Below are 21,043 nucleotides of genomic sequence, written 5' to 3'. Positions count from 1 at the left end.
TGAGCCGGGTCTGCGAGCCCCGCAGTCGCGAACGACGTGCGGGGCGGTGACCGTGCGCGGCGGCATCATCGGTCGGCTCACCCGCCCTCAGGGCGGCCCTGAGCGCAGCGAGGAGAGGTCATGACCAGCCATCCGGACGAGGTACGGGAGACCCCGGAGGCCTTCCCGGCCGGCCCGGCGCAGCCGGTGGGCGCGGCCGTCGTCGCGCCGCCGGCCGCGCCCACCGGGCCGGCGACGGCCGACTGGGCGGCCGGACTGGACACCGTGCCGCGCGCCGTGGACACCCCCGGTGAGCTGCAGCCGTACGCCGAGCTGGGGCTCCGCGACGACGAGTACGACCGGATCCGGCACATCCTCGGCCGCCGGCCCACCCAGGCCGAGCTGGCCATGTACTCGATCATGTGGAGCGAGCACTGCTCCTACAAGTCGAGCAAGGTGCACCTGCGCCAGTTCGGGGAGAAGGCCCCGCCGAGCGACCGGCTGCTCGCCGGCATCGGCGAGAACGCCGGCGTGGTGCAGGTCTCCGACGAGCTCGCGGTGACCTTCAAGGTCGAGTCGCACAACCACCCCAGCTTCGTCGAGCCCTACCAGGGCGCGGCCACCGGCGTCGGCGGCATCGTCCGGGACATCCTGGCCATGGGCGCCCGTCCGGTCGCGGTGATGGATCCGCTGCGCTTCGGCGCGGCCGACCACCCCGACACCGCCCGGGTGCTGCCCGGCGTCGTCGCCGGCGTGGGCGGCTACGGCAACTGCCTCGGCCTGCCGAACATCGGCGGCGAGGTCGTGTTCGACCCCTGCTACCAGGGCAACCCCCTGGTCAACGCGCTCTGCCTCGGCGTGCTGCCGGTCAACCGCCTGCAGAACAAGGCCGCCGCCGGCCCGGGCAACGTCGTGGTGCTGATGGGCGCCAAGACCGGCCGGGACGGTATCGGCGGCGTGTCGGTGCTGGCGAGCGCCACCTTCGACGAGGGCAGCGAGCAGCGCCGCCCGTCGGTGCAGGTGGGCGACCCGTTCATGGAGAAGCTGCTCATCGAGGCCTGCCTGGAGCTCTACGACGCCCAGCTCGTCGTCGGCATCCAGGACCTCGGCGGCGCCGGCCTGACCTGCGCGCTGACCGAGACCGCCGCGGCGGCCGGCACCGGCATGCGGGTGTGGCTGGAGCGGGTGCCGCTGCGCGAGCCCTCGATGGAGCCGCACGAGATCCTGGCGAGCGAGTCGCAGGAGCGGATGCTGCTGGTGGTCGAGCCGGAGAAGCTCGACGCCGTGCTCAAGACCGCCGAGAAGTGGGGCGTCTGGGCCACCGCGATCGGCGAGGTCACCCCGCCGGCCCCGGACGGCCAGCCGGGCCGGGTGGTGATCACCTGGCGGGACCAGCTCGTGGTCGACGTGCCGCCGGGCTCGCTGGTCGACGACGGCCCGGTCTACGCCCGCCCGATGCGCGAGCCGGCCGACCTGATCCTGCTCCAGGCCGACCGCGCGGAGACGCTGCCCCGGCCGGCCGACCCGGAGGCGCTGCGCGAGACCGTGCTGCGCATGATCGCGTCGCCGAACCTGACCGACAAGACCTGGGTCACCGAGCAGTACGACCGGTACGTGCTGGGCAACACCGTGCTCGCCCAGCCCGAGGACTCCGGCGTGATCCGGATCGACGAGCGGACCGGGCTCGGCGTGGCGCTGTCGGTGGACGGCAACGGCCGGTACGCCCGCCTCGACCCGTACCACGGCACGAAGCTCGCGCTGGCCGAGGCGTACCGGAACGTCGCCGTCACCGGCGCGAAGCCGATCGCCGTCACCAACTGCCTGAACTTCGGCTCCCCGGAGGACCCGGGCGTGATGTGGCAGTTCGCCGAGGCCGTCCGTGGCCTGGCCGACGGCTGCGCCGAGCTGGGCATCCCGGTGACCGGCGGCAACGTCAGCTTCTACAACCAGACCGGCGCGGCGGCCATCCACCCGACCCCGGTGGTCGGCGTGCTCGGCGTGCTCGACGACGTCGCCAACCGGGTGCCGATGGGCTTCGTGCCGCGCCCCGGCGGCGACCACGACCAGCTCTTCCTGCTCGGCGAGACGCACGTGGAGCTCTCCGGCTCGGAGTGGGCGTGGGTCACCCACGAGCACCTCGGCGGCGTACCCCCGCAGGTCAACCTGGCCCACGAGCGGCTGCTGGCGGACCTGCTGGCGGAGGCCGCCCGGGTCGGGCACCTCAGCTCCGCGCACGACCTCTCCGACGGCGGTCTCGCGCAGAGCCTGGTCGAGTCCTGCCTGCGGCGCGGGGTCGGCGCGCGGATCGCGGTGCCGGAGCGGTTCGCCAGCGGCTCGATGCCGTTCGTCTACCTGTTCAGCGAGTCCGCGGGGCGGGTCCTGGTCTCGGTGCCGCGCGGCCACGAGAAGGCGTTCACCGCCCTGTGCGCCGAGCGCGGGGTGCCGTTCGAGCTGATCGGCGTCACCGACCCGGCCGGCGGCGCGCTGGAGGTGCACGGACAGTTCCGGATCGGCCTGGACGAGCTGCGCGCCGCGCACACGGCGACGCTGCCGCGCCTCTTCGGGGGCTCGGAGGTCGTCCAGGTGCCCGCGCCGGCAGCCGGTGCGGTCGAGGCCGTGCCGCTGCCCGACGCCGAGCGGGCCGAGGTGGCGCCGGTGGACCCGGCGGACGTCGCGTCCGAGCCGATCGCGTCGGCCGGGCCGGTCCCGTCGACCGGTGCCGTGGCGCCGGTGGAGGCCGCGGCCCCCGCTCCCGAGGAGCCGGCCGCCGAGGCGGCCGAGGGCCCGACCGGGGCCGACGCCACGTCCGACCCCGACTCCGGTGACACCGAGCAGCCCTCCGCGCCCGATAAGCGCTGAGGCATTGGCTGCGGCCGTCTACGCCCAACCCGGATCCGGCGCCCGGTTCGACTGGGGGCTGACGGGAGCGGCTGAGCTCGGCCGGGTCTGCGCGGTGCTGGTGGTGGTGGACGTGCTCTCGTTCACCACCGCCGTGGAGGTCGCCGTCGGGCGCGGCATGCGGGTGCACCCGTTCCCCTGGGGGGAGCAGGCGGCCGACTACGCGCGACGGGTCGGCGCGGTCGCCGCGGTGGGCCGCCGGCAGACGACCCCGGAGCACCCGTGGTCGCTCTCGCCGGCGGCGCTGAGCACCGCGCCGGTCGTCGCCGACCTCGTGTTGCCGTCGCCCAACGGCTCGGCGATCAGCGCCGCGGCCAGCGCCACCGGCCTGCCGGTGGTCGCGGCCTGCCTGCGCAACGCGCGCGCCGTCGGGCGCTGGCTGCGCCGCCACGGGTACGGCTCGACGGACGCCCCGATCGGCGTGGTCGCCTCGGGCGAGCGCTGGCCGGACGGGTCGCTGCGCCCCGCCGTGGAGGACCAGCTCGGGGCGGCCAGCGTGCTGGACGCCCTCTCCGGGGTGACCGGCGGTCTCTCCGTGGAGGCGGCCATGGCGCTCGCCGCGCTCGCCAGCACCCCGGACGTTCCCGCCGCGGTACGCGGCAGCGTGTCGGGCCGCGAGTTGGTCGAGGGCGGCTTCGCCCAGGACGTGGAGATCGCCGTCCGGGTCGGCGTCTCCGACGTGGTCCCGGTCCTGCGCCAGGGCGTCTTCTCCGCCGCCTGACAGTTCGCTCGCGCCCTGCCGGCCGCGCGCCCCTGCCCCGCCTGCCGGCCGCGCGCCCCTCTGCCCGCCTGCCGGCCGCGCGCGCCCTGTCATCTGACGGCCGCGCGTCCTGCCGCCTGCCGGGACTGCGCGGCGGCGTGCCGTCCGGGCGTCCGCTCACCCGCGTCCGCCGGCCTCCGTCGCTTCGGCGGACCGACTGACGGTGCCGCGCGCCACAGCGGCGAGGGCCGCCCGGGTGTCCCGGACGGCCCTCGCCGTGGTGCTGTCGTTTTCGGCTGTGCCCGTGCGGTCAGTCGTCCAGCCAGTCCAGCCGGCGACCGCCCCGGTCCTGCTGCGGCGGGCCGTCCGGGCGGCCGCGCCCGGCCTGCGGGTCGTCGTAGCCGCCGCCCTGCTGGCCGTAGCCGCCCTGGCCGTAGCCGCGGTCGTCGTAGCCACCGCCGCGCTGCTGCGGGGGTTCCTGGCCGTAGCCGCCCTGCTGGCCGTAGCCACCCTGGTCGTACGAGGTGGGCTGGTCGTAGCCGCCCTGGCCGTAGCCGCCGCGCTGCTGTGAGGGTTCCTGGCCGTAGCCGCCCTGCTGGCCGTAGCCCGGGTCGTCGTAGCCGCCGCCCTGCTGGTCGTAGCCGCCGCGCTGGTCGAAGCCGCCGGTCGGCTCGCCGCCCCGCCCGTACGGCGCGGTCTCGGACCGGCCGTAGCCCTGGCCCTGCTCCGGCTGGTAGACGCCCGTCGCGTAGGGGTCGGCCGGGGCCGGGTACTGGGTGGACTCGCCGGTGTAGCGGCCGGTGGGCTCGTCGTAGCGGTCGCCGTAGCCCCGGCCGCCTCCGGCTCCCGCCGAGTAGCCGCCGGCACCCGCGGCACCCGCGGCACCCGCGGCACCCGCCGGAGCGCCGTAGTCGTGGCCGCCGTAGCCGCCGCCCGAGGCGGGGGCGTTGCCGTAGCCGCCGCCGGAGGACGGCGCGTTGCCGTAGCCCCCACCAGAGGACGGCGCGTTGCCGTAGCCGCCGGCACCGTAGCCGCCCGAGCCGGCGGGCTCGTCGCCGTAGCCGTTGCCGGCCCAGCCCTGCCCTGCGCCTGCCGCGCCGTAGGGCTGCGGGGGTGCGCCGTACGGGTCCGGCGGCACGTCGTCGACCACGGGCCGGTGCATCATCGTCGGGGCGTCGCTGAGCGAGGTGCCGCCGACCATCGTCGGGTCCGGCCCGGCACCGGCTCGGTTGACCACCCGGGTCTGGTCGTCCGCGCCCGCGCCCCGGTACGCCCCGCGCGCCGCCGGGACCGCGCCCGCCGCAGCGGTGCCCGCCGCGGCGTCGTCGCCCTCGTCGCCGTTGTCCTTGCGCCGCATCCAGAGCAGCACGATGGTGCCGACACCCGCGGCGACGAGCAGGCCGCCGAGCAGGATGATCAGCCAGGAGCCCATGCCGCCGGAGTCCTCGTTGCTGGCGTTGGCCGCCGCGCCCGGGCTCGCCTCGGTTTCCTCCCCGGGGGTCTCGTCGAGAGCCTCGTCCGTGGGGAGCGGCTCGTCGGTGGCCGAGGGGGTGGCGCTCGGGGTCGTCTCGACCTTGATCGCCAGGGCGATGCGCTGGCCGGTGATGCTCTGGCCCGCGCTCGCGTCGAAGCTCTTTGTGGCATACACCTCACCGACGTTGGCGCCGACGGCGAGCCGGCCCGGCGCGATCGGCTTCTCGGTGGTGCCCGTGAAGCGGAAGTTGCCGCTGTCGTCGCTGACCGTGTCCCGCGTATTGCCGGCGCCGTCCTTGAGCATCACCACGGCGTTCGGCACGGCCTTGCCGTTCGCCTGGGCGACCACCTTGCCGGAGACCGACCGGACGGTCTGCGCCTGCGACGGGCTCGGCTCCGCCTCACGGCCCCTGACCGTCAGGTTGAACGAGGCGCCGCCGGAGCCCGAGACGTTGACGGTGACCTGCTGCCGGTCGACGCCCGGAGCGTTGTTGGCCGCCCGCAGCCGAACCTCCGGCGACGCTGTTTCTCCGAAGGTCAGCTCGACCTGCCCGCAACCCCGGACGCACTCGACCCCCTGCGGCAGACCCGCGAGGCTGAGGTTGACCGACCTTTCGGTGGGGCTCGTCGGAGTGATCGAGACGGTGACCGACGTCTCGTTACCCGCCTGCACCGTGGCAGAGCTCGGGGACACCTTGACGTCGGCGGCCAGGGCTGGTGTGGCGGGGACAGCGAGCAGAGCGCCGACAACCAGCGCCACGACCACACCGGCCCGCTGCTTCCAGGCACGTCGGTGTGTTGACACGTCCACCGCCTTCCGGACTGACTTCCCTCGGCCGGCGGGGCGCCGGGCCGGGGATCATCACGGTACGAATACGCCGTCGGCAACTATGCCTTGTCTGACCGGATCAGCGCGACCCAGGGCCAGCGTGTGACGCACTGCGTTCGAGTCGTATCGTCCCGTCGTGTCCTCTCCGCACATAAAGTCCGCCGCGGTCGCGGCGGCGTTGTCGGCGCTCGACGAGGGGCGTACGCCCGAACGGCCGGTCCTCCGAGAGGCGGTCCGTGCCCTGTTGACCGCCCTCGCGGAGCGCGCCCCCGGCCGATCGGTGGAGGTGCGTGTCCCACCTTACGGCGCAGTTCAGTGCATTCCCGGGCCTCGACACACCCGCGGCACCCCGCCGAACGTCGTGGAGATGGATCCGGCGACCTGGCTGGCGGTGGCGACCGGACGGCTCGACTGGGCCGAGGCGATCACCCGGGGTCGCGTGCGGGTGAGCGGAATCCGGGCGGACCTCTCCGAGCACCTGCCCCTCTAGCTGCGACGATGCGTGGCCGACCGGTGACGCTCGGGAGCCATATCGTGACTTTCTGTGTCGACACGGATTCGCGTACACTGTCAGGCGACGACAGTGGTCCCGGCCGAGGAGCGCGAATCCCGCCCCCCGCGTGGTTCGCCAGGCCGGTCCAGACCAGCATGAGGGAGCGCAGGTGCCCCGAGGCGACGGCCGGCTGAGCCACGACCTTGATCCCCAACGACCAGGCCCCCAGGACGCGTGTGGCGTCTTCGGTGTCTGGGCGCCCGGGGAGGAGGTCGCCAACCTCACCTACTTCGGGCTATACGCCCTCCAGCACCGCGGCCAGGAGGCCGCCGGCATCGCCGTGAGCGACGGCTCCGGCGTCGTGGTCTACAAGGACCTCGGCCTGGTCGCCCAGGTCTTCGACGAGCCGACCCTGGCCAGTCTGCGCGGGCACGTGGCGATCGGCCACGCCCGCTACTCCACCACCGGCGGTTCGACCTGGGAGAATGCCCAGCCGACCATCCGGTCCACCAGCTCCGGCACCACGATCGCGCTGGCGCACAACGGCAACCTGGTCAACACGGCCGACCTCCAGCGCGAGGTGACCGAGCGGGGCCTGGTCGCCGACGGCTCGACTAACGACACCTCCCTGGTGACGATGCTGCTGGCCAGCCGCCCCGACCTGTCGGTGGAGGCGGCCGCGCTGGAGGTGCTGCCGCAGCTGCGCGGCGCGTTCAGCTTCGTCTTCATGGACGAGTCGACCCTCTACGCGGCCCGCGACCCGCACGGCGTACGCCCGCTGGTGCTGGGCCGGCTGGAGCGCGGTTGGGTGGTGGCGAGCGAGACCGCCGCCCTGGACATCGTCGGCGCGAGCGTGGTCCGCGAGGTCGAGCCCGGCGAGCTGATCGCGATCGACGAGGACGGCCTGCGTTCCAGCCGGTTCGCCGCCCCGGAGCCCAAGGGCTGCCTCTTCGAGTACGTCTACATCGCCCGTCCGGACGCCACGATCGCCGGCCGCAACGTGCACGCCGCCCGGGTGCAGATCGGCCGTCAGCTGGCCAAGGAGCACCCGGTCGAGGCCGACCTGGTCATCCCGGTGCCGGAGTCCGGCACTCCGGCCGCCATCGGCTACGCCGAGGAGTCCGGGATCACCTACGGCGCCGGCCTGATGAAGAACCCGTACGTCGGGCGGACCTTCATCCAGCCGTCGCAGACCCTGCGCCAGCTCGGCATCCGGCTCAAGCTCAACCCGCTGCGGGAGAACGTCCGGGGCAAGCGGCTGGTCGTGGTCGACGACTCGATCGTGCGCGGCAACACGCAGCGGGCGATCGTGCGGATGCTGCGCGAGGCCGGCGCGCTGGAGGTGCACGTGCGCATCTCCTCGCCGCCGGTCAAGTGGCCGTGCTTCTACGGCATCGACTTCGCGACCCGGGCCGAGTTGCTGGCCAACGGGCTGGACACCGAGGGCGTCCGCCGCTCGATCGGCGCCGACACGCTCGGCTACGTGTCCCTCTCCGGCCTGATCGCCGCCACCGAGCAGCCGAAGACCCGGCTGTGCCGCGCGTGCTTCGACGGGGAGTACCCGATCGACCTGCCCGCCGGCAACCTGATCGGCAAGCACGTGCTCGAGGGGGTGGGCCGGCGCGTCACCGCGGCGCCCGACGCCCCCGAGCACACCACCCCTCCGCTCGTCGCCACTCCGGGCGGCGCGACCACACACCGCCCGTAGCACCACCCGGCGCGGCCGGTCACCGCCGGCGCGGCGCCAGAACCACAAAGGGGAGAACCGTGACGCACGTGTCCGAGCGCAGCGGCGCAGGAAGCAGCCCGACCGGCGCCGGCGGCGACCGTCAGCCCTGGACGGCCGGCACCGGCCGGCCGGCGCGCAAGAGGTCGGTCTCGTACGCGGACGCCGGGGTCTCGATCGAGGCGGGCGACCGGGCGGTCGAGCTGCTGAAGTCGAAGGTGAAGCAGACCCGGCGCCCGGAGGTGATGGGCGACCTGGGTGGCTTCGCCGGGCTGTTCCGGCTGGACACGAAGAAGTACAAGAACCCCATCCTGGCCTCGTCCACCGACGGCGTCGGCACCAAGCTGGTGATCGCGCAGCAGATGGACATCCACGACACGGTGGGCATCGACCTCGTCGCGATGGTCGTCGACGACCTGGTCGCCTGCGGCGCCGAGCCGCTCTTCCTGCTCGACTACATCGCCACCGGCGAGGTCGTGCCGGACAAGGTCGCCGAGATCGGCGCCGGCATCGCCGACGGCTGCCGGTACGCGGGCTGCGCCCTGCTGGGCGGCGAGACCGCCGAGCACCCCGGCGTGCTCCGCCCGGACGAGTACGACATCTCCGCCACCGGCGTCGGCGTGGTGGAGGAGGCCGACATCCTCAGCCCGGAGCGGGTCGAGGTGGGCGACGTGGTGATCGCGATGCGCTCCTCCGGCCTGCACTCCAACGGCTACTCCCTGGTCCGGCACGTGCTGCTGGGCGCCGGCCGGATGCGGCTCGACGTGGTGATCGACGACTTCGGCCGGCAGCGCACCCTCGGCGAGGAGCTGCTCACCCCGACCAAGATCTACGCGCAGGACTGCCTCAAGCTGATCGCCGAGGCCGAGGTGCGCTCCATCGCCCACGTCACGGGCGGCGGCATCCCCGGCAACCTCGTGCGGGTGCTTCCCGAGCACGTCGACGCGGTGGTCAACCGGTCCACCTGGAAGCCGCAGCCGATCTTCGACCTGATCCAGACCAAGGGGCGGATCGAGGACCCGGAGATGGAGGCCACGTTCAACATGGGCGTCGGCATGTTCGCGATCGTCTCCGCCGAGGACGCGGACCGCGCGCTGGCCACGCTGACCGGCCGCGGCGTCGACGCGTGGCAGGCCGGCGAGATCATCGAGGGCTCCGGCAACGTGCAGATGATCGGGCAGCACACCCGGGGATGATGACCACGCTCCGGTGACCGTACGGGCATCTGGTCGGGGCTTCACCCGGGTGGCCGTCGCCGCCTAGCCTGAGGGGCACCCTCAACGCTGTCGGGTAACCCCCTCACCGGGGCCCCGACAGCCCTTCAGGCGCGGAGGAGGGCAATGGCTGCTCGGGGACAGTCGTTCAGCGGGATGCGCGGCCTGGCCGCCGTTCCCTCGTACGTCGTGATGCAGCCGACCACCCTGTGCAACCTGGACTGCGCCTACTGCTACCTGCCGTTCCGGGCGGTCGACCGGCGGATGCCGGTGCCGGTGGCCGAGGCGGTGGCCGCGTCGGTCAACCCGTGGGCGGCGGCGGGCCGCTTCTCGGTGGTGTGGCACGGCGGGGAGCCGCTCGCCGCAGGCCGGGAGCATCTCGCCGCGCTGATCGCGCCCTTCGGGCCCGAGGTCGAGCACCACGTGCAGACCAACGCCACGCTGATCGACGACGCGTGGTGCGCGTTCTTCACCGAGCACCGGGTGCGGGTGAGCGTGAGCGTGGACGGCCCGCGGGAGCGCAACGGCGACCGGGTCACCCGGGCCGGCGGGCCGGCGTACGACCGGATCGTGCGCGGGGTGGCGGCGCTGCGCCGGCACGGGCTGCCGTTCTCGGCGCTGGCGGTGGTGGGCCGCCCGGAGCCGGGCCTCGCCACCGAGCTGTACGACTACTTCCTCGGCCTGGGGTGTGACGTGCTCGGCGTCAACATCGAGGAGACCGAGGGGGTCAACCTCCGCGACAACTCCCACGACGCCCGGGCGGTGACCGCGTTCTGGGCGGAACTGGTGGCGGCCTGGCGGCGGGAGCCCCGGATCCACCTGCGCGAGGTCGAGTGGTCGTTGCGGTACGCCGCCGCCGTGCTGGACGGCACCGCCGACGACGTGCTGCCCCGGCGGCTGGACCCGATCCCGACCGTCGGCCACGACGGCTCGGTGACGGTGCTCTCGCCCGAGCTGGCCGGCTTCACCGACGTCCGGTACGGCGACTTCAGCAGCGGCAACGTGCTGACCACGCCGCTGGCCGACATCCTCGCCCACGCGGGCCGGACGCCCTGGGTCGGTGAGTTCCTCGCCGGTGTCGAGGCGTGCCGTTCGTCCTGCCCCTACTTCGGTTTCTGCGGCGGCGGCCACGCCGCCAACCGCTACTTCGAGCTGGGGCGTTTCGACGGTACGGAGACCGCGCACTGCCGCAACAGCAAGATCCACCTACTGGAGGGAGTGTTGGAGCATGCCCGAGACCACCAGTCACCGGCAGCCTGAGCGTGGGGTGGACGCCGCCCCGGGCCAGGTCGCCGATCGGGTGCGGGAAGCCGCGCCGGGACTCACCGCTCTGCTCCACGAGGCCGAGGCCGCGCGGCGGCTGCGGGCGGAGGTGGCGGGCGGCGACGGCGCAAGCGCCGTCTGCGCCTGGAACCACTTCGAGAACATCCCGACGTTCTACAACTGGAACAACCGGCCCCGCTGAGGCGGGCCACACCGGGATCAGGGACCTGCCGAGCAGCCGGAGTCGCCTCCGGGACGGCATGGTCCCTGATCGTCGGTGTTGGCGCCGCTTCGGATGGGCACATGCGTGAGCACGCGGGGGATTACCGCGTGCTCAGCTGCGACCGGAGGTCAGCGGGTCGGACGTACCCAGGGATCCGGGTCTTCGTCCGCGTGATCCTCATCATCGTCGTCGACATACTCTTTGTAGTCGTCGTCGAAGTTGTGCTCAGACTTACCAGCACCCGCCAACTCGCGCTGCAAGGCGGTGAGGTCGGTGTTCGGGGAGTGGTACTTCAACTCCCGCGCCACCTTCGTCTGCTTGGCCTTAGCACGGCCGCGCCCCATGGCTCGACCCCCTCGCACAGAATGCGGGGCAGCCCGAAGGCGGGCCCCGATGACGTCAGGCATCTCTCGTAGCTCTTACGGTACATGGGGATGCCATCGTTCGGCACCTCGGGTTACCGTCGACCGGTGCCGCGCGTCGCGGTCATCCAGCCGTCACCGATTGTACCGGGTAAGGAGCGGCGCCGGGAGCGCCCGTGACACCGGACAAAGCCCGACGAAATCAGCTTAACGGCGCGCTTCGGTGCGGCGGCGCCGGAGGCGGAACCGGGCCGGCTCCGCCTCCGTGACGCTCATCGCAGGTGGATCGTGCGCAGCCGGCCGACATCGGCCATCCGCCGCTCCGCCAGCCGGTCCGCCGCCACCGCCGGAGGCACGCCCTCGGCGTCGGCGAGCTGGAGGATCTCCCGGGTGGTGTCGTAGATCCGGGTCGCGCGCAGCTTGGCCCGCTCGAAGTTGAAGCCCTCGATCTCGTCGGCCACCTGGATCACGCCGCCGGCGTTCACCACGTAGTCCGGGGCGTAGAGGATGCCGCGGTCGGCCAGCAGCTTCTCGATGCCCGAGTGGGCGAGTTGGTTGTTCGCCGCACCGGCGACCACCTTGGCGCGCAGCGCCGGCACCGTGTCGTCGTTGAGCGCGCCGCCGAGCGCGCACGGGGCGTACACGTCGATGTCGGCGGCGACCAGCGCGGCGGCGTCGTCGACGAGCGCGACCTGCGGGTGGGTGCTGCGCGCCCACTCCAGGGCCTTCGGGTTGACGTCGGTCGCCACCACCTCGGCGCCGTCGTCGAGCAGGTGGCCGACCAGGTACTTGCCGACCTTGCCCAGGCCGGCCACGCCGACCCGCCTGCCGGCCAGGGTCGGGGTGCCCCAGACGTGCTCGACGGCGGCCCGCATGCCCTGGAACACGCCCCAGGAGGTGAGGACCGAGGAGTCGCCGGCGCCGCCGTGCTCGACGCTGCGGCCGGTGACGTACGACGTCTCCCGGGCGATCACGTCCATGTCGGCCACGTAGGTGCCGACGTCGCAGGCGGTGTAGTAACGCCCGGCGAGGGACTCCACGAAGCGGCCGTAGGCGCGCAGCAGCGCCTCGCTCTTGATCCGCTCGGGGTCACCCCAGATGACCGCCTTGCCGCCGCCGAGGTCCAGCCCGGCCAGGGCGTTCTTGTACGCCATGCCCCGGGACAGGTCGAGCACGTCGGCGAGGGCGGCCTCCTCGCTCGCGTATGGGTAGAACCGGGTGCCGCCGAGCGCGGGGCCGAGCGCGGTGGAGTAGATCCCGATGATCGCCTTCAGGCCGGACTGCTTGTCCTGGCAGAACACGACCTGTTCGTGACCGGTGGATCCCGGGTCGTCGTTGCTGGCGAATACGCCCATGAGTAGCTCCTGGTGTGGGGGGTGCGTCCTTGTGGGGCGCGGACCTGTGGACGCCGGCGGGATGCTGCCGGTGCCGCTGAGCCTAGTATCGGCCGACGCCGTCCGACCGCCCACGGCGCGCGTGATCGCAGCGCCGACGACGGTCGGGTTCCGATTCGTGGGAGGATCGCGCCGTGCCGTCGCTCTTCGCTTCTTACCTGCGCGTGTACGAGCCCCTGACCGCCTTCGACAAGGACCGCCAGACGTACTGGCGCCGCTACGTCGAGCAGGGGCGGGCGGTGGCCCCCGTGGAGGGGCCCGGCCGGCAACGGACGTCCGTGATCGAGGCGCTCGGCGCGGGCTGGACGCGGCTGCCCGACCTGCCGGACGAGGCGTACGTGCTGGAGGCCGACGACACGCTGCTGGTCTGCCCGTGGAACCTGCGCATCCGGGTGGCCGAGGCGGCGCTGAGCGCGCGCGACGGCGTGCCGCCGGTGCTGGCCGACGCGTTCGTGCCGCCGGTGCTCGCCGGGCAGGCCAAGGCGGTGGTGGAGGATTGGCGCAGCGGGGCCCGCGTGCTGGAGCACGGCGTGCCCCGGCTGCACGAGCAGATCGCGACGTGGGGTGTGCCGCTGCGCTGGTTCGTGCTCTTCGACCCGGAGGAGCGGCACCACGTGACCCGTCCGGGCCGGCGGGCGCTGCGCTTCCGGACGGAGATCTCGAAGGCGCGGCGCCGGTCGTCGCGGGCACTGTCGGTGCTGCGCAAGTCGGTCGGCGACGCGCCGATCACCGAGGCGGTCGAGGAGGCCGCCCGCTGGCTGGAGGAGTTCCACCCCCGCTCGGTGGTGGAGCTGGACTACGGCGGCCTGGTCGACCTGCTCTCCGACGAGACGCTGGCCGCCGACGACTCGCCCGAGCTGGTGGCGAGCGGGCTCGCCGGGCTGTCCCGGGGCGAGGCCGAGGAGGCCTCGGCGGCGTACGACAAGCTGGTCGCGCGGTGGCGCGCGGTGCAGCTGCTGGAACGGTGCAACTGACGACAATTCGCCCAGGCGGGGCCGCGAAGGCGAGGCGTCCTCGTAGTTGACGCATCACGAACCGTGATCATGAGTCCGAATAAGGTACTTTCTGCCGTGTAAAAGTCGCATAAATCGGGCATGGTTCATCCGTCCGTCTAGGGACGTTCGGCCGTTCGGCCCATGTCGGACATCGGGGACTAGCCGGACCATGGGAGACGCGTCGACCGGCGGGACCCCGGCCGATGTCTATACATGTGGAGGAGTGACCGATGGCATCGCGAACGCACGAACCAGAGCCGCTACTCACGCCGGCCGAGGTGGCGTCGATGTTCCGTGTCGACCCGAAGACGGTGACCCGGTGGGCCAAGGCTGGCAAGCTCAGCGCCATCCGCACCCTGGGGGGCCACCGCCGGTACCGCGAGTCGGAGGTCAGAGCCCTGCTGCAGGGGCAGATCCCGCAGCAGCGCCAGGGGGACTGACGGCCGGAAGGCAACGGGTGTGCACGAAGGGCGGCGGACACGGTCCGCCGCCCTTCGTCGTGTCGGGGCCCGGCCGGTCGGCGCCCGCGTGGCCGGACCGGTTGCGCATGCCGGCCGCACCGGCGCCCCGGCCGCCGAGCGGCGCAGTGGGCAGCGGGGGGCGGGGCGTGGGTCAGTCGCCGCCCGATGGCCGGCCGGCGAGCGAGACCCGGATGCCGACCGTGCCGCCCTCGCCCCGGCGCAACCGGCTGCCGAGCAGGCTGAGCCGCCCGATCATCCGGTACTTCTGCTTGATCAGGTCGCGGACCCGTCGGGTGTCGGCCGGGCCGCAGAGCGTCGCGTGGGCGGGCACCGCCTCGCCGTGCGGGCGGCCCCGGACGTCGCACGGCGCGACCGTGACGTCCCCGCTGCGCCGGATCCGCTTCACCTTGCCGGAATCCGCCGCCGACCACACCGCCAGCGCGTCGCCGTCGCGTACCGCCCAGACCGGCGTCGGCACCGCGCGCCCGTCCTTGCGGAACGTCGTCAGCAGGATGTATTTCTCCGCGGCGAGGCGGTCCAGTGTGGCCACCCCGCCAGGATACGGCCGCCGCGGCTGACTGACCGGCCGGATAGCGTGAAGCCGTGACGGTGGAACCACGGATCGGTGACGTCTTCGGCGAGATGCTGCGCGACGCGTTCGCCGTCGCCACCGGCATCGGCCCCCGGCCGCTGGCCGGCGGGCGGCTGCCACGGCCGGTCATCGAGATCATCGAGCGGGACGACGGGTTGATCAACGGCGCGCCCGCCGCGCACTACCTGGACGGCCCGGCCGACTGGCAGCCGTACGACCACCGGGCGGTGGACCGGGTCGAGGGCGCCACCCTGGACGTCGGGGTCGGGGCGGGCCGGATCGCGCTGCTGCTCCAGGAACGGGGCGTGCCGGTCACCGGGCTGGACACCTCGGCCGGCGCGCTGGCCGTCTGCCGCCGCCGGGGCGTACGCGAGCTGGTGCACGGGACGGTCGACGCGCACGTCGCCGACGGCCGGCGCTACGACACGTTCCTGCTGCTCGGCAACAACGTCGGGCTGCTGGAGGGGCGGGAGCGGGCCCCGGCCCTGCTGGCGGCGCTCGCCGCGCTGGCCCGGCCGGGCGCGCGGGTCATCGCGCAGGGCACCGACCCGTACGGCACCCGGGACCCGCTGCACACGGGCTACCACGAGCGCAACCGGCGCCGGGGCCGGCTCGGCGGGCAGCTCCGGCTCCGCCTGCGCTACCGGGAGCTGGGCACCGAGTGGTTCGACTACCTGGTCTGCTCGCCCGACGAACTCGCCGAGCTGGTCCGGGGCACCGCCTGGCGCCTGACCGACGTGGACGACCACGACGCCCCGTACTACCTGGCCACCCTGCGCCTGGCCGGCTGACGCCCGGGGCCCGCCGCGCGGCGGGCACCCCGGGCGACCTGCGTACGCCTCAGACCTGGACGGTCGGAGGGAGCTGTTCGGGCGGGAGGCCGCCGTCGCCGTCGACCACCTCGTCCGGGGTGCCGTCCTCGTCGAGGTCGACCATCGTGACGTCCACCTTGCCGTCGTGGTCGGTGTCGAACTGGAACAGGTCGGGCCTGCCGTCCCCGTCGGTGTCGGCCACCCAGACGTCGGTGCGGCCGTCGTTGTTGGTGTCCGCGCGCAGCAGGTCGACCCGCTCGTCCCCGCGGGTCTCCACCGTCTCCGCCGCGCCCGCACTGTCCACGGTCTCCGGTGCCTGGCTCATCTCGGTTCGTCCTTCCCTCGGTTGACGGCCGTCGTACCCGATCCGCGCCGCCCCCACGCATGCCGGGGCGGCCGTCGCTGCATAGGGTCGGCCCATGAGCGAGTGGAGCGGGTGGCGGAGCGCGGGTCAACCCCGGGTCGCCGCCGGAGGCAGGGAGGCGTCATGAGCGACCGCTTTGTCGTCGTCGGGGCCGGCACGATGGGGCTCGGCATCGCGTACGTGGCGGCCGGGGCCGGGCACGCCGTCGAGCTGGTCGAGGTGGACCGGGCCCGGGGCGCCGCGGCCGTGGACCGGCTCGGTGAGCTGTGGGACAGGGCGGTGGGGCGCGGCAAGCTGACCGCCGACCAGGCCGCGACGAACCGGGGGCGGGTGACGCTGCGGGCCGCGCTCGCCGAGGTCGCGCAGGAGCCGGCCGTGGTGGTGGAGGCCGTGCCGGAGCGGCCGGACCTCAAGCGGGCGGTGCTGCGCGAGGCCGAGGCGCTGCGCCCGGCGCTGCTGGGCAGCAACACGTCCAGCATCTCCATCGCCGAGCTGGCGGACGGGCTGGCGCGACCCGAGCGCTTCGTCGGGCTGCACTTCTTCAACCCGGTCTGGGCGATGGCGCTGCTGGAGGTCGTGGTCGGCCCGGCCACCGCCGACGAGACCACCGCCGCGGCCGTCGCGCTCGCCGGCCGGCTGGGCAAGGACCCCGTCGTCGTACGCGACATGCCCGGCTTCGCCACCTCCCGGCTCGGGGTCACCCTCGGCCTGGAGGCGATCCGGATGGTCGCCGACGGGGTGGCCAGCCCGGCCGACATCGACAAGGCGATGGTGCTCGGCTACCGGCACCCGATCGGCCCGCTGGAGCTGACCGACCTGGTCGGGCTGGACGTGCGGCTGGACATCGCGCGCACCCTCCAGGCCGCGTACGGGGACCGGTTCGCGCCGCCGCCGCTGCTGGCGGAGATGGTGGCCGCCGGCAGGCTGGGCAAGAAGTCCGGTCAGGGCTTCTACCGCTGGGAAGGCGGGGTGAAGTCGTGAGCGGGCTGCGGGTCGAGGAGCGGCCGGACCGGCTGGTGGTCACGCTCGACCGGCCGGAGAAGCGCAACGCCATCGACGCCGACCTGATCGCCGAACTGCACCAGGTCTGCGCGGAGCTGGAGGCGCGCCCCCGCCTGCTGCTGCTCACCGGCGGCACCGAGGGCATCTTCGCCGGCGGGGCGGACATCGGGCAACTGCGCGAGCGGGGCCGGCTGGACGCGCTCGCGGCGATCAACTCCGCCGCCTTCGCCCGGATCAGGGCGCTGCCGATGCCGACCGTGGCGGCGGTGGACGGGCCGGCGCTGGGCGGCGGCGCCGAGCTGGCGTACGCCTGCGACCTGCGGGTCTGCACCGAGCGTGCGGTGTTCGGCCAGCCGGAGGTGCGGTTGGGCATCCTGGCCGGGGCGGGCGCGACCCACCGGCTGCCGGCACTGGTCGGGGAGGCCCGGGCCAAGGAACTGCTCTTCACCGGCCGCCGGGTGGACGCCGAGGAGGCGCTGCGGATCGGCCTGGTCAACCGGGTGGTGGCCGAGCCCGACGAGCTGCTGCCCACCGCGCACGGGCTGCTGGACGAGATGGCCAAGGGGTCCGCGCTGGCGCTGCGGCTGACCAAGCTGGCGGTCGACGCGCCGGCCGCCGCGCACCCGCACCTCGACCTGGTCAGCCAGGCGGTGCTCTTCGAGGACGAGGAGAAGCGCCGGCGGATGACCGACTTCCTGGAGCGGCGACGGTCCCGCTGACCGGGGGGCGCCCGCGCGGCGGCGTCGGCACCCGCGGCGGTACCGGCACCCCGTCGCGGCGTCGGCGGCATGACGACGACGGCCGCACCGGTCATCCGGTGCGGCCGTCCGCGTGCGACGGGTCAGCGGCTCAGTGCCGGATCTCCACGCCGGCGTCCGCGAGCGCGCGGATCACCTGCGCCGACTCCGCGAACCCGATGACCAGCACGGCGTCCGCGCCGAAGTCCTTGATCTCCTTCGCCCCGGCCGTGAAGTCCACGGGGTTGGCCTTGGCGTCGGCCGGCGGCTCGTAGGTCAGCAGCTTGATCCGGTCGCCGTCGACGCCGGTACGCTCCAGCTCCGCCTTGACGGTGGCCTGGAGGCCCTCGCCGTAGGAGTCCTTGCGGGCCACGATGGCGATCTTCTGCGGCCCGTCCCGGAGGATCACGTCGGCCAGCGCCCGTCCCTGGAGGCTGTCCGGCGGGGCGGTGCGGAAGTAGAGGCCGTTGTCGTCCAGCTTGGTCAGCCCGGCATCCGTGTTCGAGGAGGAGAACAGGATCTTTCCGGCCCGCACCACGTCGGGCAGGACCTCGCGGGAGATCCCGGAGGCGCCGGCGCCGATGAGGACGTGCACGTTCTGCTCCACGTGCTTCGCCACGGTGGCCTTGGCCACCTTCGGGTTGGTGCCGTCGTCGCCGTCGATCCAGACCACCGGCTCGCCGAGCACGCCGCCGGCCGCGTTGATCTCCTTGATCGCCAGGGCGGCCGCGGCGGCCATCGGCGGGTACGCCATGGCCAGGTCACCGCTCATCGGCAGCAGGCCGCCCACGACCAGCGGGGAGCCGTCGCTGCGGTCGGTGCGGCCACCGCGCTGCTTCTTCCCCTTCGGCGGGGCCTCGGTGCTCGCCGCCGACTCGTCGCCGGCGCCGACGAACTCCGTCTTGCCGTCGTTGAGCTGCTGGCCGTCGAAGTGCACCGTGGCATAGCTGGCGGTCGCCGGCTCGCCGGCGTCGGTGAACCCGGCCCGTGTCATCGAGACGCTGCGGTACTCCACGTCCTGGCCGGCGCGGGCCAACGCCAGGCAGGACGCCACGTCCTCGCAGCGCTGCCCCTCGTTGGTGACGCCGACGATCTGCTTGGCGATGGCGGCGGGGTCGGTGCTGCCGGCGAGCTGGGCGGCGATCGCACTGATCACCACCGCGTCGTACGTCTCGGCGGTGTAGAGGAAGTCGTTCAGTCGCGGGTCGACGGACCGTAGCCGGTTCTTGAAGCTCTCCGGCAGCGGCGTCATCGGCGTGGTGCCCTTCATGCCGTCGACGAGGCTGGCGCGGTCCTTCAGCTCGGCGGGGTACGAGTTGAGCATGTTGCCGTCGGAGCCGTAGAGGCGCACCTGGTGGGTCGTCGCATCGTCGGGCCCCTCGGTCCCGCAGGCGCTGGTGGCGAGCAGGAACGTCGCGCAGGCGGCCAGGGTGGCTGCCCGCGAGGCGCGTGACTTGAGCATGGTCGTCCTTCCTCCGGGCGAAGGTCCGCTGCGCACATTAGCGTGCCGACATGTGCGGCGTGACCACGGAGGCGACTCAATCCGCAGGTCGTCCGCCATGCGCACGGAGAGTCACCATTGCCGATCGCTTGACCCGCTGCCGTACCGTGCGGTGCGTGACGGAATCACCACAGCAGACGCTCGACGACGCGACCGCCGTGCTCCGCTCGGCGCTGGCCGGGGACGGCGACGCGGTGGTGGGGGCGTTCGACGCGGTCGTCGACCGGTCGGGCCTGGCCGGCGCGTACGGGGTGGCCTGGTGCCTCGCCGCGACCATGGTCGGCGGGCCGGTGCCGCCGGGCACGTGCGCGCTGGACTTTCCCGGGATCGACGAGGCGGACTACGACACGCGCTGGGTGGCCCGCTTCGTCAGCGCGTACGCCAACGCCGACGCCGACACCGGCGAGGCGCTGTTCGGGGCGGCGGCGGCCGACGGGTTGCTGCCGGACTGCCTGCTCACCCTGGCCGGCTCGACGGTGGCCACCCTGCGCAGCCGGGCCGGCTGATCCGGCGGCCGCCGCCGTCCCGGGTCGACCCGCCCGCGTGACAGGCTTGGGGGCATGTCCGAGGCCATGCTCAGCAAGGTGCGCAAGCTGCTGGCCCAGGCCGAGGACCCGGCCTGCACCCCCGCCGAGTCGGCCGCCTTCACCGCCAAGGCCACCGAGCTGATCGCCCGCTACGGCGTGGACCGGGCGCTGCTGGCCGCCCGGGACCCGGCCACCGACCCGGTGGGCGACCGGGTGGTCGAGGTCGTCGCCCCGTACGCCCGGGACAAGGCCGGCCTGCTCGCCGCGGTCGCCGACCCGCTGCGCTGCCGCTGCGTCCGCCGCCGACAGGGCAGCGGCTTCGCCATGCACCTGTTCGGCTTCGCCAGCGACCTGGAACGCGTCGACCTGCTCTTCACGTCGCTGCTCGTGCAGGCCGCGCACGGGCTGGCCGCGGCCGAGGTGCCGCCCGGCGAGCATCCCGCCGCCTTCCGGCGCTCCTGGCTGGCCGGCTTCGCCCAGGTGATCGGCGGGCGGCTGAGGGCGGCCGAGGCCCACGCGGCCGCCGACTCGGGCGGGTCGTCGGTGGCGCTGGTGCTGGCCGACCGGTCGGATCGGGTGCGGCACCGCGTCGCCGAGGTGTACCCGCGCCTGCGCACCGCCGCGCCGCGCCGGCTGGCCGGCAGCGGGTTCGGCTCCGGCGCGGAGGCGGGACGCCGCGCCGACCTCGGGGGCCGGGGAGTCGCCACGGCTCCCGGCACCCGCCCGGGCATCGGCCACTGACGGCTCGGGCCACGGCGACGGTGCCCGTGGCCCGGTGGGTGAGGCGGCAGGTGGCGCGGGTCGGGGTCAGCCGGCGCCGTGGGCCACCGTGGTCGCGTAGCGGGAGAGCAGCTCGTGCCAGCCGGCGGTCAGCGCCTGCCGGTAGCCCTCCGCGGCCTCGCCGTGCCGGTCGAAGTGCCGGTGCTCGACCTCCACCCGGGTCCGCTCCGGCCCGTCCGCGTGGAAGAGGACCTCCACCTCGCTCGCCTGCGCCGGATCCGGCACCGGCGCCCGGTCGGCACCGATCTGCCAGGTGAAGACAAGCCGCCGGGGCGGATCCCAGGTCAGCACGCGCCCCCAGTCGCAGCGGAAGCCGTACGGGCCGATCTCGTAGAGCATCCCGCCGGCGCGCGGCTCCATGCCCAGCTCGGCCAGGTGCTCCGGGCCGGACCACGTGTACTCCATCACCCACCAGGCCGCCAGGGCGTCGGTGAACACCGCGAACGCCTGGTCCGCGGGGCCGGGGACCAGGAGAACGCTGCGTAACGAGAACTGGTCGTACTCCTGCCGGAAGCCGGCCGGGTCAGCCATCTCCTGTCCCATAGGCCCGGACCATACCGGCTGCTGCCCGGGTGTGCAGCTTCGCGCGCTGCCCGGTTCCGGACACCTTTTTCGTACGCCCGTACGGCGGCCGGCGGCCGGCCGGACGTGCCTTCCCGGGGCGGGACCGGAGGCGGGACGGGATGGCCGACCGGATAGCGGGTAAGCGCGCCGGACG

21 protein-coding genes are annotated in these 21,043 nt (G+C 73.9%); 14 read left to right on the top strand and 7 right to left on the bottom strand.

Features of this window, described 5'->3' with window-relative positions; genetic code table 11:
* Positions 1 to 120 precede the first annotated feature (120 nt).
* Both purL and ABZ793_RS00615 read left to right on the top strand, forming a co-directional pair.
* Positions 121 to 2,838 carry a phosphoribosylformylglycinamidine synthase subunit PurL gene (gene purL, locus ABZ793_RS00620; RefSeq protein ID WP_357449741.1) on the top strand — a complete coding sequence of 906 codons (2,718 nt, stop codon included), beginning with the start codon at positions 121 to 123 and terminating at the stop codon, positions 2,836 to 2,838.
* A gap of 4 nt (positions 2,839 to 2,842) precedes the next feature.
* On the top strand, positions 2,843 to 3,598 hold the full coding sequence (locus ABZ793_RS00615) for a 2-phosphosulfolactate phosphatase (protein ID WP_357449738.1): 756 nt from the start codon (positions 2,843 to 2,845) through the stop codon (positions 3,596 to 3,598).
* Positions 3,599 to 3,887: 289 nt separating this feature from the next.
* Here the strand turns inward: ABZ793_RS00615 and ABZ793_RS00610 are convergent, their stop codons facing one another.
* Positions 3,888 to 5,855 (bottom strand): carboxypeptidase-like regulatory domain-containing protein, encoded by a 1,968-nt coding sequence (locus tag ABZ793_RS00610; protein ID WP_357449735.1) that lies wholly within the window; start codon positions 5,853 to 5,855, stop codon positions 3,888 to 3,890.
* A gap of 160 nt (positions 5,856 to 6,015) precedes the next feature.
* On the opposite strand from ABZ793_RS00610, the gene ABZ793_RS00605 reads away from it, so the two are divergent.
* From ABZ793_RS00605 to amcA, 5 genes are all read left to right on the top strand, one after another.
* Complete coding sequence (locus ABZ793_RS00605) at positions 6,016 to 6,369, top strand: sterol carrier family protein (RefSeq protein WP_357449732.1); 354 nt, start codon at positions 6,016 to 6,018, stop codon at positions 6,367 to 6,369.
* 172 nt (positions 6,370 to 6,541) lie between these two features.
* Positions 6,542 to 8,080 (top strand): amidophosphoribosyltransferase, encoded by a 1,539-nt coding sequence (gene purF / locus ABZ793_RS00600; RefSeq protein ID WP_357449729.1) that lies wholly within the window; start codon positions 6,542 to 6,544, stop codon positions 8,078 to 8,080.
* Between the two features lie 59 nt (positions 8,081 to 8,139).
* The gene (gene purM / locus ABZ793_RS00595) at positions 8,140 to 9,294 is read left to right on the top strand and encodes a phosphoribosylformylglycinamidine cyclo-ligase (RefSeq protein ID WP_350702130.1); all 1,155 of its coding nucleotides are present in this window, start codon (positions 8,140 to 8,142) and stop codon (positions 9,292 to 9,294) included.
* 174 nt (positions 9,295 to 9,468) lie between these two features.
* Positions 9,469 to 10,572: a cyclophane-forming radical SAM peptide maturase AmcB gene (gene amcB / locus ABZ793_RS00590; protein WP_357450590.1), complete on the top strand. Its 1,104-nt coding sequence runs from the start codon at positions 9,469 to 9,471 to the stop codon at positions 10,570 to 10,572.
* Positions 10,541 to 10,777, top strand: coding sequence for a multiple cyclophane-containing RiPP AmcA (gene amcA, locus ABZ793_RS00585; RefSeq protein WP_357449724.1), 237 nt, complete (start codon positions 10,541 to 10,543; stop codon positions 10,775 to 10,777). The genes amcB and amcA overlap by 32 nt, the downstream gene beginning before the upstream one ends.
* 149 nt (positions 10,778 to 10,926) lie before the next feature.
* Here the strand turns inward: amcA and ABZ793_RS00580 are convergent, their stop codons facing one another.
* Positions 10,927 to 11,142 (bottom strand): DUF3073 domain-containing protein, encoded by a 216-nt coding sequence (locus tag ABZ793_RS00580; protein ID WP_091099829.1) that lies wholly within the window; start codon positions 11,140 to 11,142, stop codon positions 10,927 to 10,929.
* Positions 11,143 to 11,432: 290 nt separating this feature from the next.
* Entirely contained in the window at positions 11,433 to 12,515 is a 1,083-nt protein-coding gene (locus ABZ793_RS00575; protein WP_357449720.1) for a Glu/Leu/Phe/Val dehydrogenase dimerization domain-containing protein, read from the bottom strand.
* A 173-nt stretch (positions 12,516 to 12,688) separates the two neighbouring features.
* Here ABZ793_RS00575 and ABZ793_RS00570 point away from each other — a divergent pair, with 173 nt between their 5' ends.
* Together ABZ793_RS00570 and ABZ793_RS00565 are read left to right on the top strand one after the other, a co-directional pair.
* Positions 12,689 to 13,528, top strand: coding sequence for a hypothetical protein (locus ABZ793_RS00570; RefSeq protein WP_357449717.1), 840 nt, complete (start codon positions 12,689 to 12,691; stop codon positions 13,526 to 13,528).
* A 251-nt stretch (positions 13,529 to 13,779) separates the two neighbouring features.
* Entirely contained in the window at positions 13,780 to 13,989 is a 210-nt protein-coding gene (locus ABZ793_RS00565; protein WP_007073996.1) for a BldC family transcriptional regulator, read from the top strand.
* A 172-nt stretch (positions 13,990 to 14,161) separates the two neighbouring features.
* Here the strand turns inward: ABZ793_RS00565 and ABZ793_RS00560 are convergent, their stop codons facing one another.
* On the bottom strand, positions 14,162 to 14,560 hold the full coding sequence (locus tag ABZ793_RS00560; RefSeq protein ID WP_357449714.1) for a PPOX class F420-dependent oxidoreductase: 399 nt from the start codon (positions 14,558 to 14,560) through the stop codon (positions 14,162 to 14,164).
* A 53-nt stretch (positions 14,561 to 14,613) separates the two neighbouring features.
* Here ABZ793_RS00560 and ABZ793_RS00555 point away from each other — a divergent pair, with 53 nt between their 5' ends.
* On the top strand, positions 14,614 to 15,393 hold the full coding sequence (locus ABZ793_RS00555; protein WP_357449711.1) for a class I SAM-dependent methyltransferase: 780 nt from the start codon (positions 14,614 to 14,616) through the stop codon (positions 15,391 to 15,393).
* 49 nt (positions 15,394 to 15,442) lie between these two features.
* Here the strand turns inward: ABZ793_RS00555 and ABZ793_RS00550 are convergent, their stop codons facing one another.
* Positions 15,443 to 15,739 carry a hypothetical protein gene (locus tag ABZ793_RS00550; RefSeq protein ID WP_350702120.1) on the bottom strand — a complete coding sequence of 99 codons (297 nt, stop codon included), beginning with the start codon at positions 15,737 to 15,739 and terminating at the stop codon, positions 15,443 to 15,445.
* Between the two features lie 162 nt (positions 15,740 to 15,901).
* On the opposite strand from ABZ793_RS00550, the gene ABZ793_RS00545 reads away from it, so the two are divergent.
* Positions 15,902 to 16,759 carry a 3-hydroxyacyl-CoA dehydrogenase family protein gene (locus tag ABZ793_RS00545; RefSeq protein ID WP_357449708.1) on the top strand — a complete coding sequence of 286 codons (858 nt, stop codon included), beginning with the start codon at positions 15,902 to 15,904 and terminating at the stop codon, positions 16,757 to 16,759.
* Positions 16,756 to 17,499: an enoyl-CoA hydratase/isomerase family protein gene (locus tag ABZ793_RS00540; protein ID WP_357449705.1), complete on the top strand. Its 744-nt coding sequence runs from the start codon at positions 16,756 to 16,758 to the stop codon at positions 17,497 to 17,499. Before ABZ793_RS00545 ends, ABZ793_RS00540 begins: the two co-directional genes overlap by 4 nt.
* Positions 17,500 to 17,629: 130 nt before the next feature.
* Here the strand turns inward: ABZ793_RS00540 and ABZ793_RS00535 are convergent, their stop codons facing one another.
* Complete coding sequence (locus ABZ793_RS00535) at positions 17,630 to 18,979, bottom strand: ABC transporter substrate-binding protein (RefSeq protein WP_357449702.1); 1,350 nt, start codon at positions 18,977 to 18,979, stop codon at positions 17,630 to 17,632.
* Between the two features lie 155 nt (positions 18,980 to 19,134).
* Between ABZ793_RS00535 and ABZ793_RS00530 the strand changes: the two genes are divergently transcribed.
* Both ABZ793_RS00530 and ABZ793_RS00525 read left to right on the top strand, forming a co-directional pair.
* Entirely contained in the window at positions 19,135 to 19,524 is a 390-nt protein-coding gene (locus ABZ793_RS00530; protein ID WP_350702114.1) for a hypothetical protein, read from the top strand.
* 54 nt (positions 19,525 to 19,578) lie between these two features.
* Positions 19,579 to 20,286 carry a DUF2786 domain-containing protein gene (locus ABZ793_RS00525; protein WP_357449698.1) on the top strand — a complete coding sequence of 236 codons (708 nt, stop codon included), beginning with the start codon at positions 19,579 to 19,581 and terminating at the stop codon, positions 20,284 to 20,286.
* Positions 20,287 to 20,352: 66 nt separating this feature from the next.
* Here ABZ793_RS00525 and ABZ793_RS00520 read toward each other — a convergent pair whose 3' ends face one another.
* Entirely contained in the window at positions 20,353 to 20,868 is a 516-nt protein-coding gene (locus tag ABZ793_RS00520) for an SRPBCC family protein (RefSeq protein ID WP_357449695.1), read from the bottom strand.
* Between the last annotated feature and the right edge of the window lie 175 nt (positions 20,869 to 21,043).

Origin of the sequence: Micromonospora sp. NPDC047465 (genome assembly GCF_040643125.1) — a bacterium.
Taxonomy (GTDB): Bacteria; Actinomycetota; Actinomycetes; order Mycobacteriales; family Micromonosporaceae; genus Micromonospora.
The sequence above is the reverse complement of the archived record's forward strand: the minus strand, read 5'-3'. Positions and strand labels throughout refer to the sequence as shown.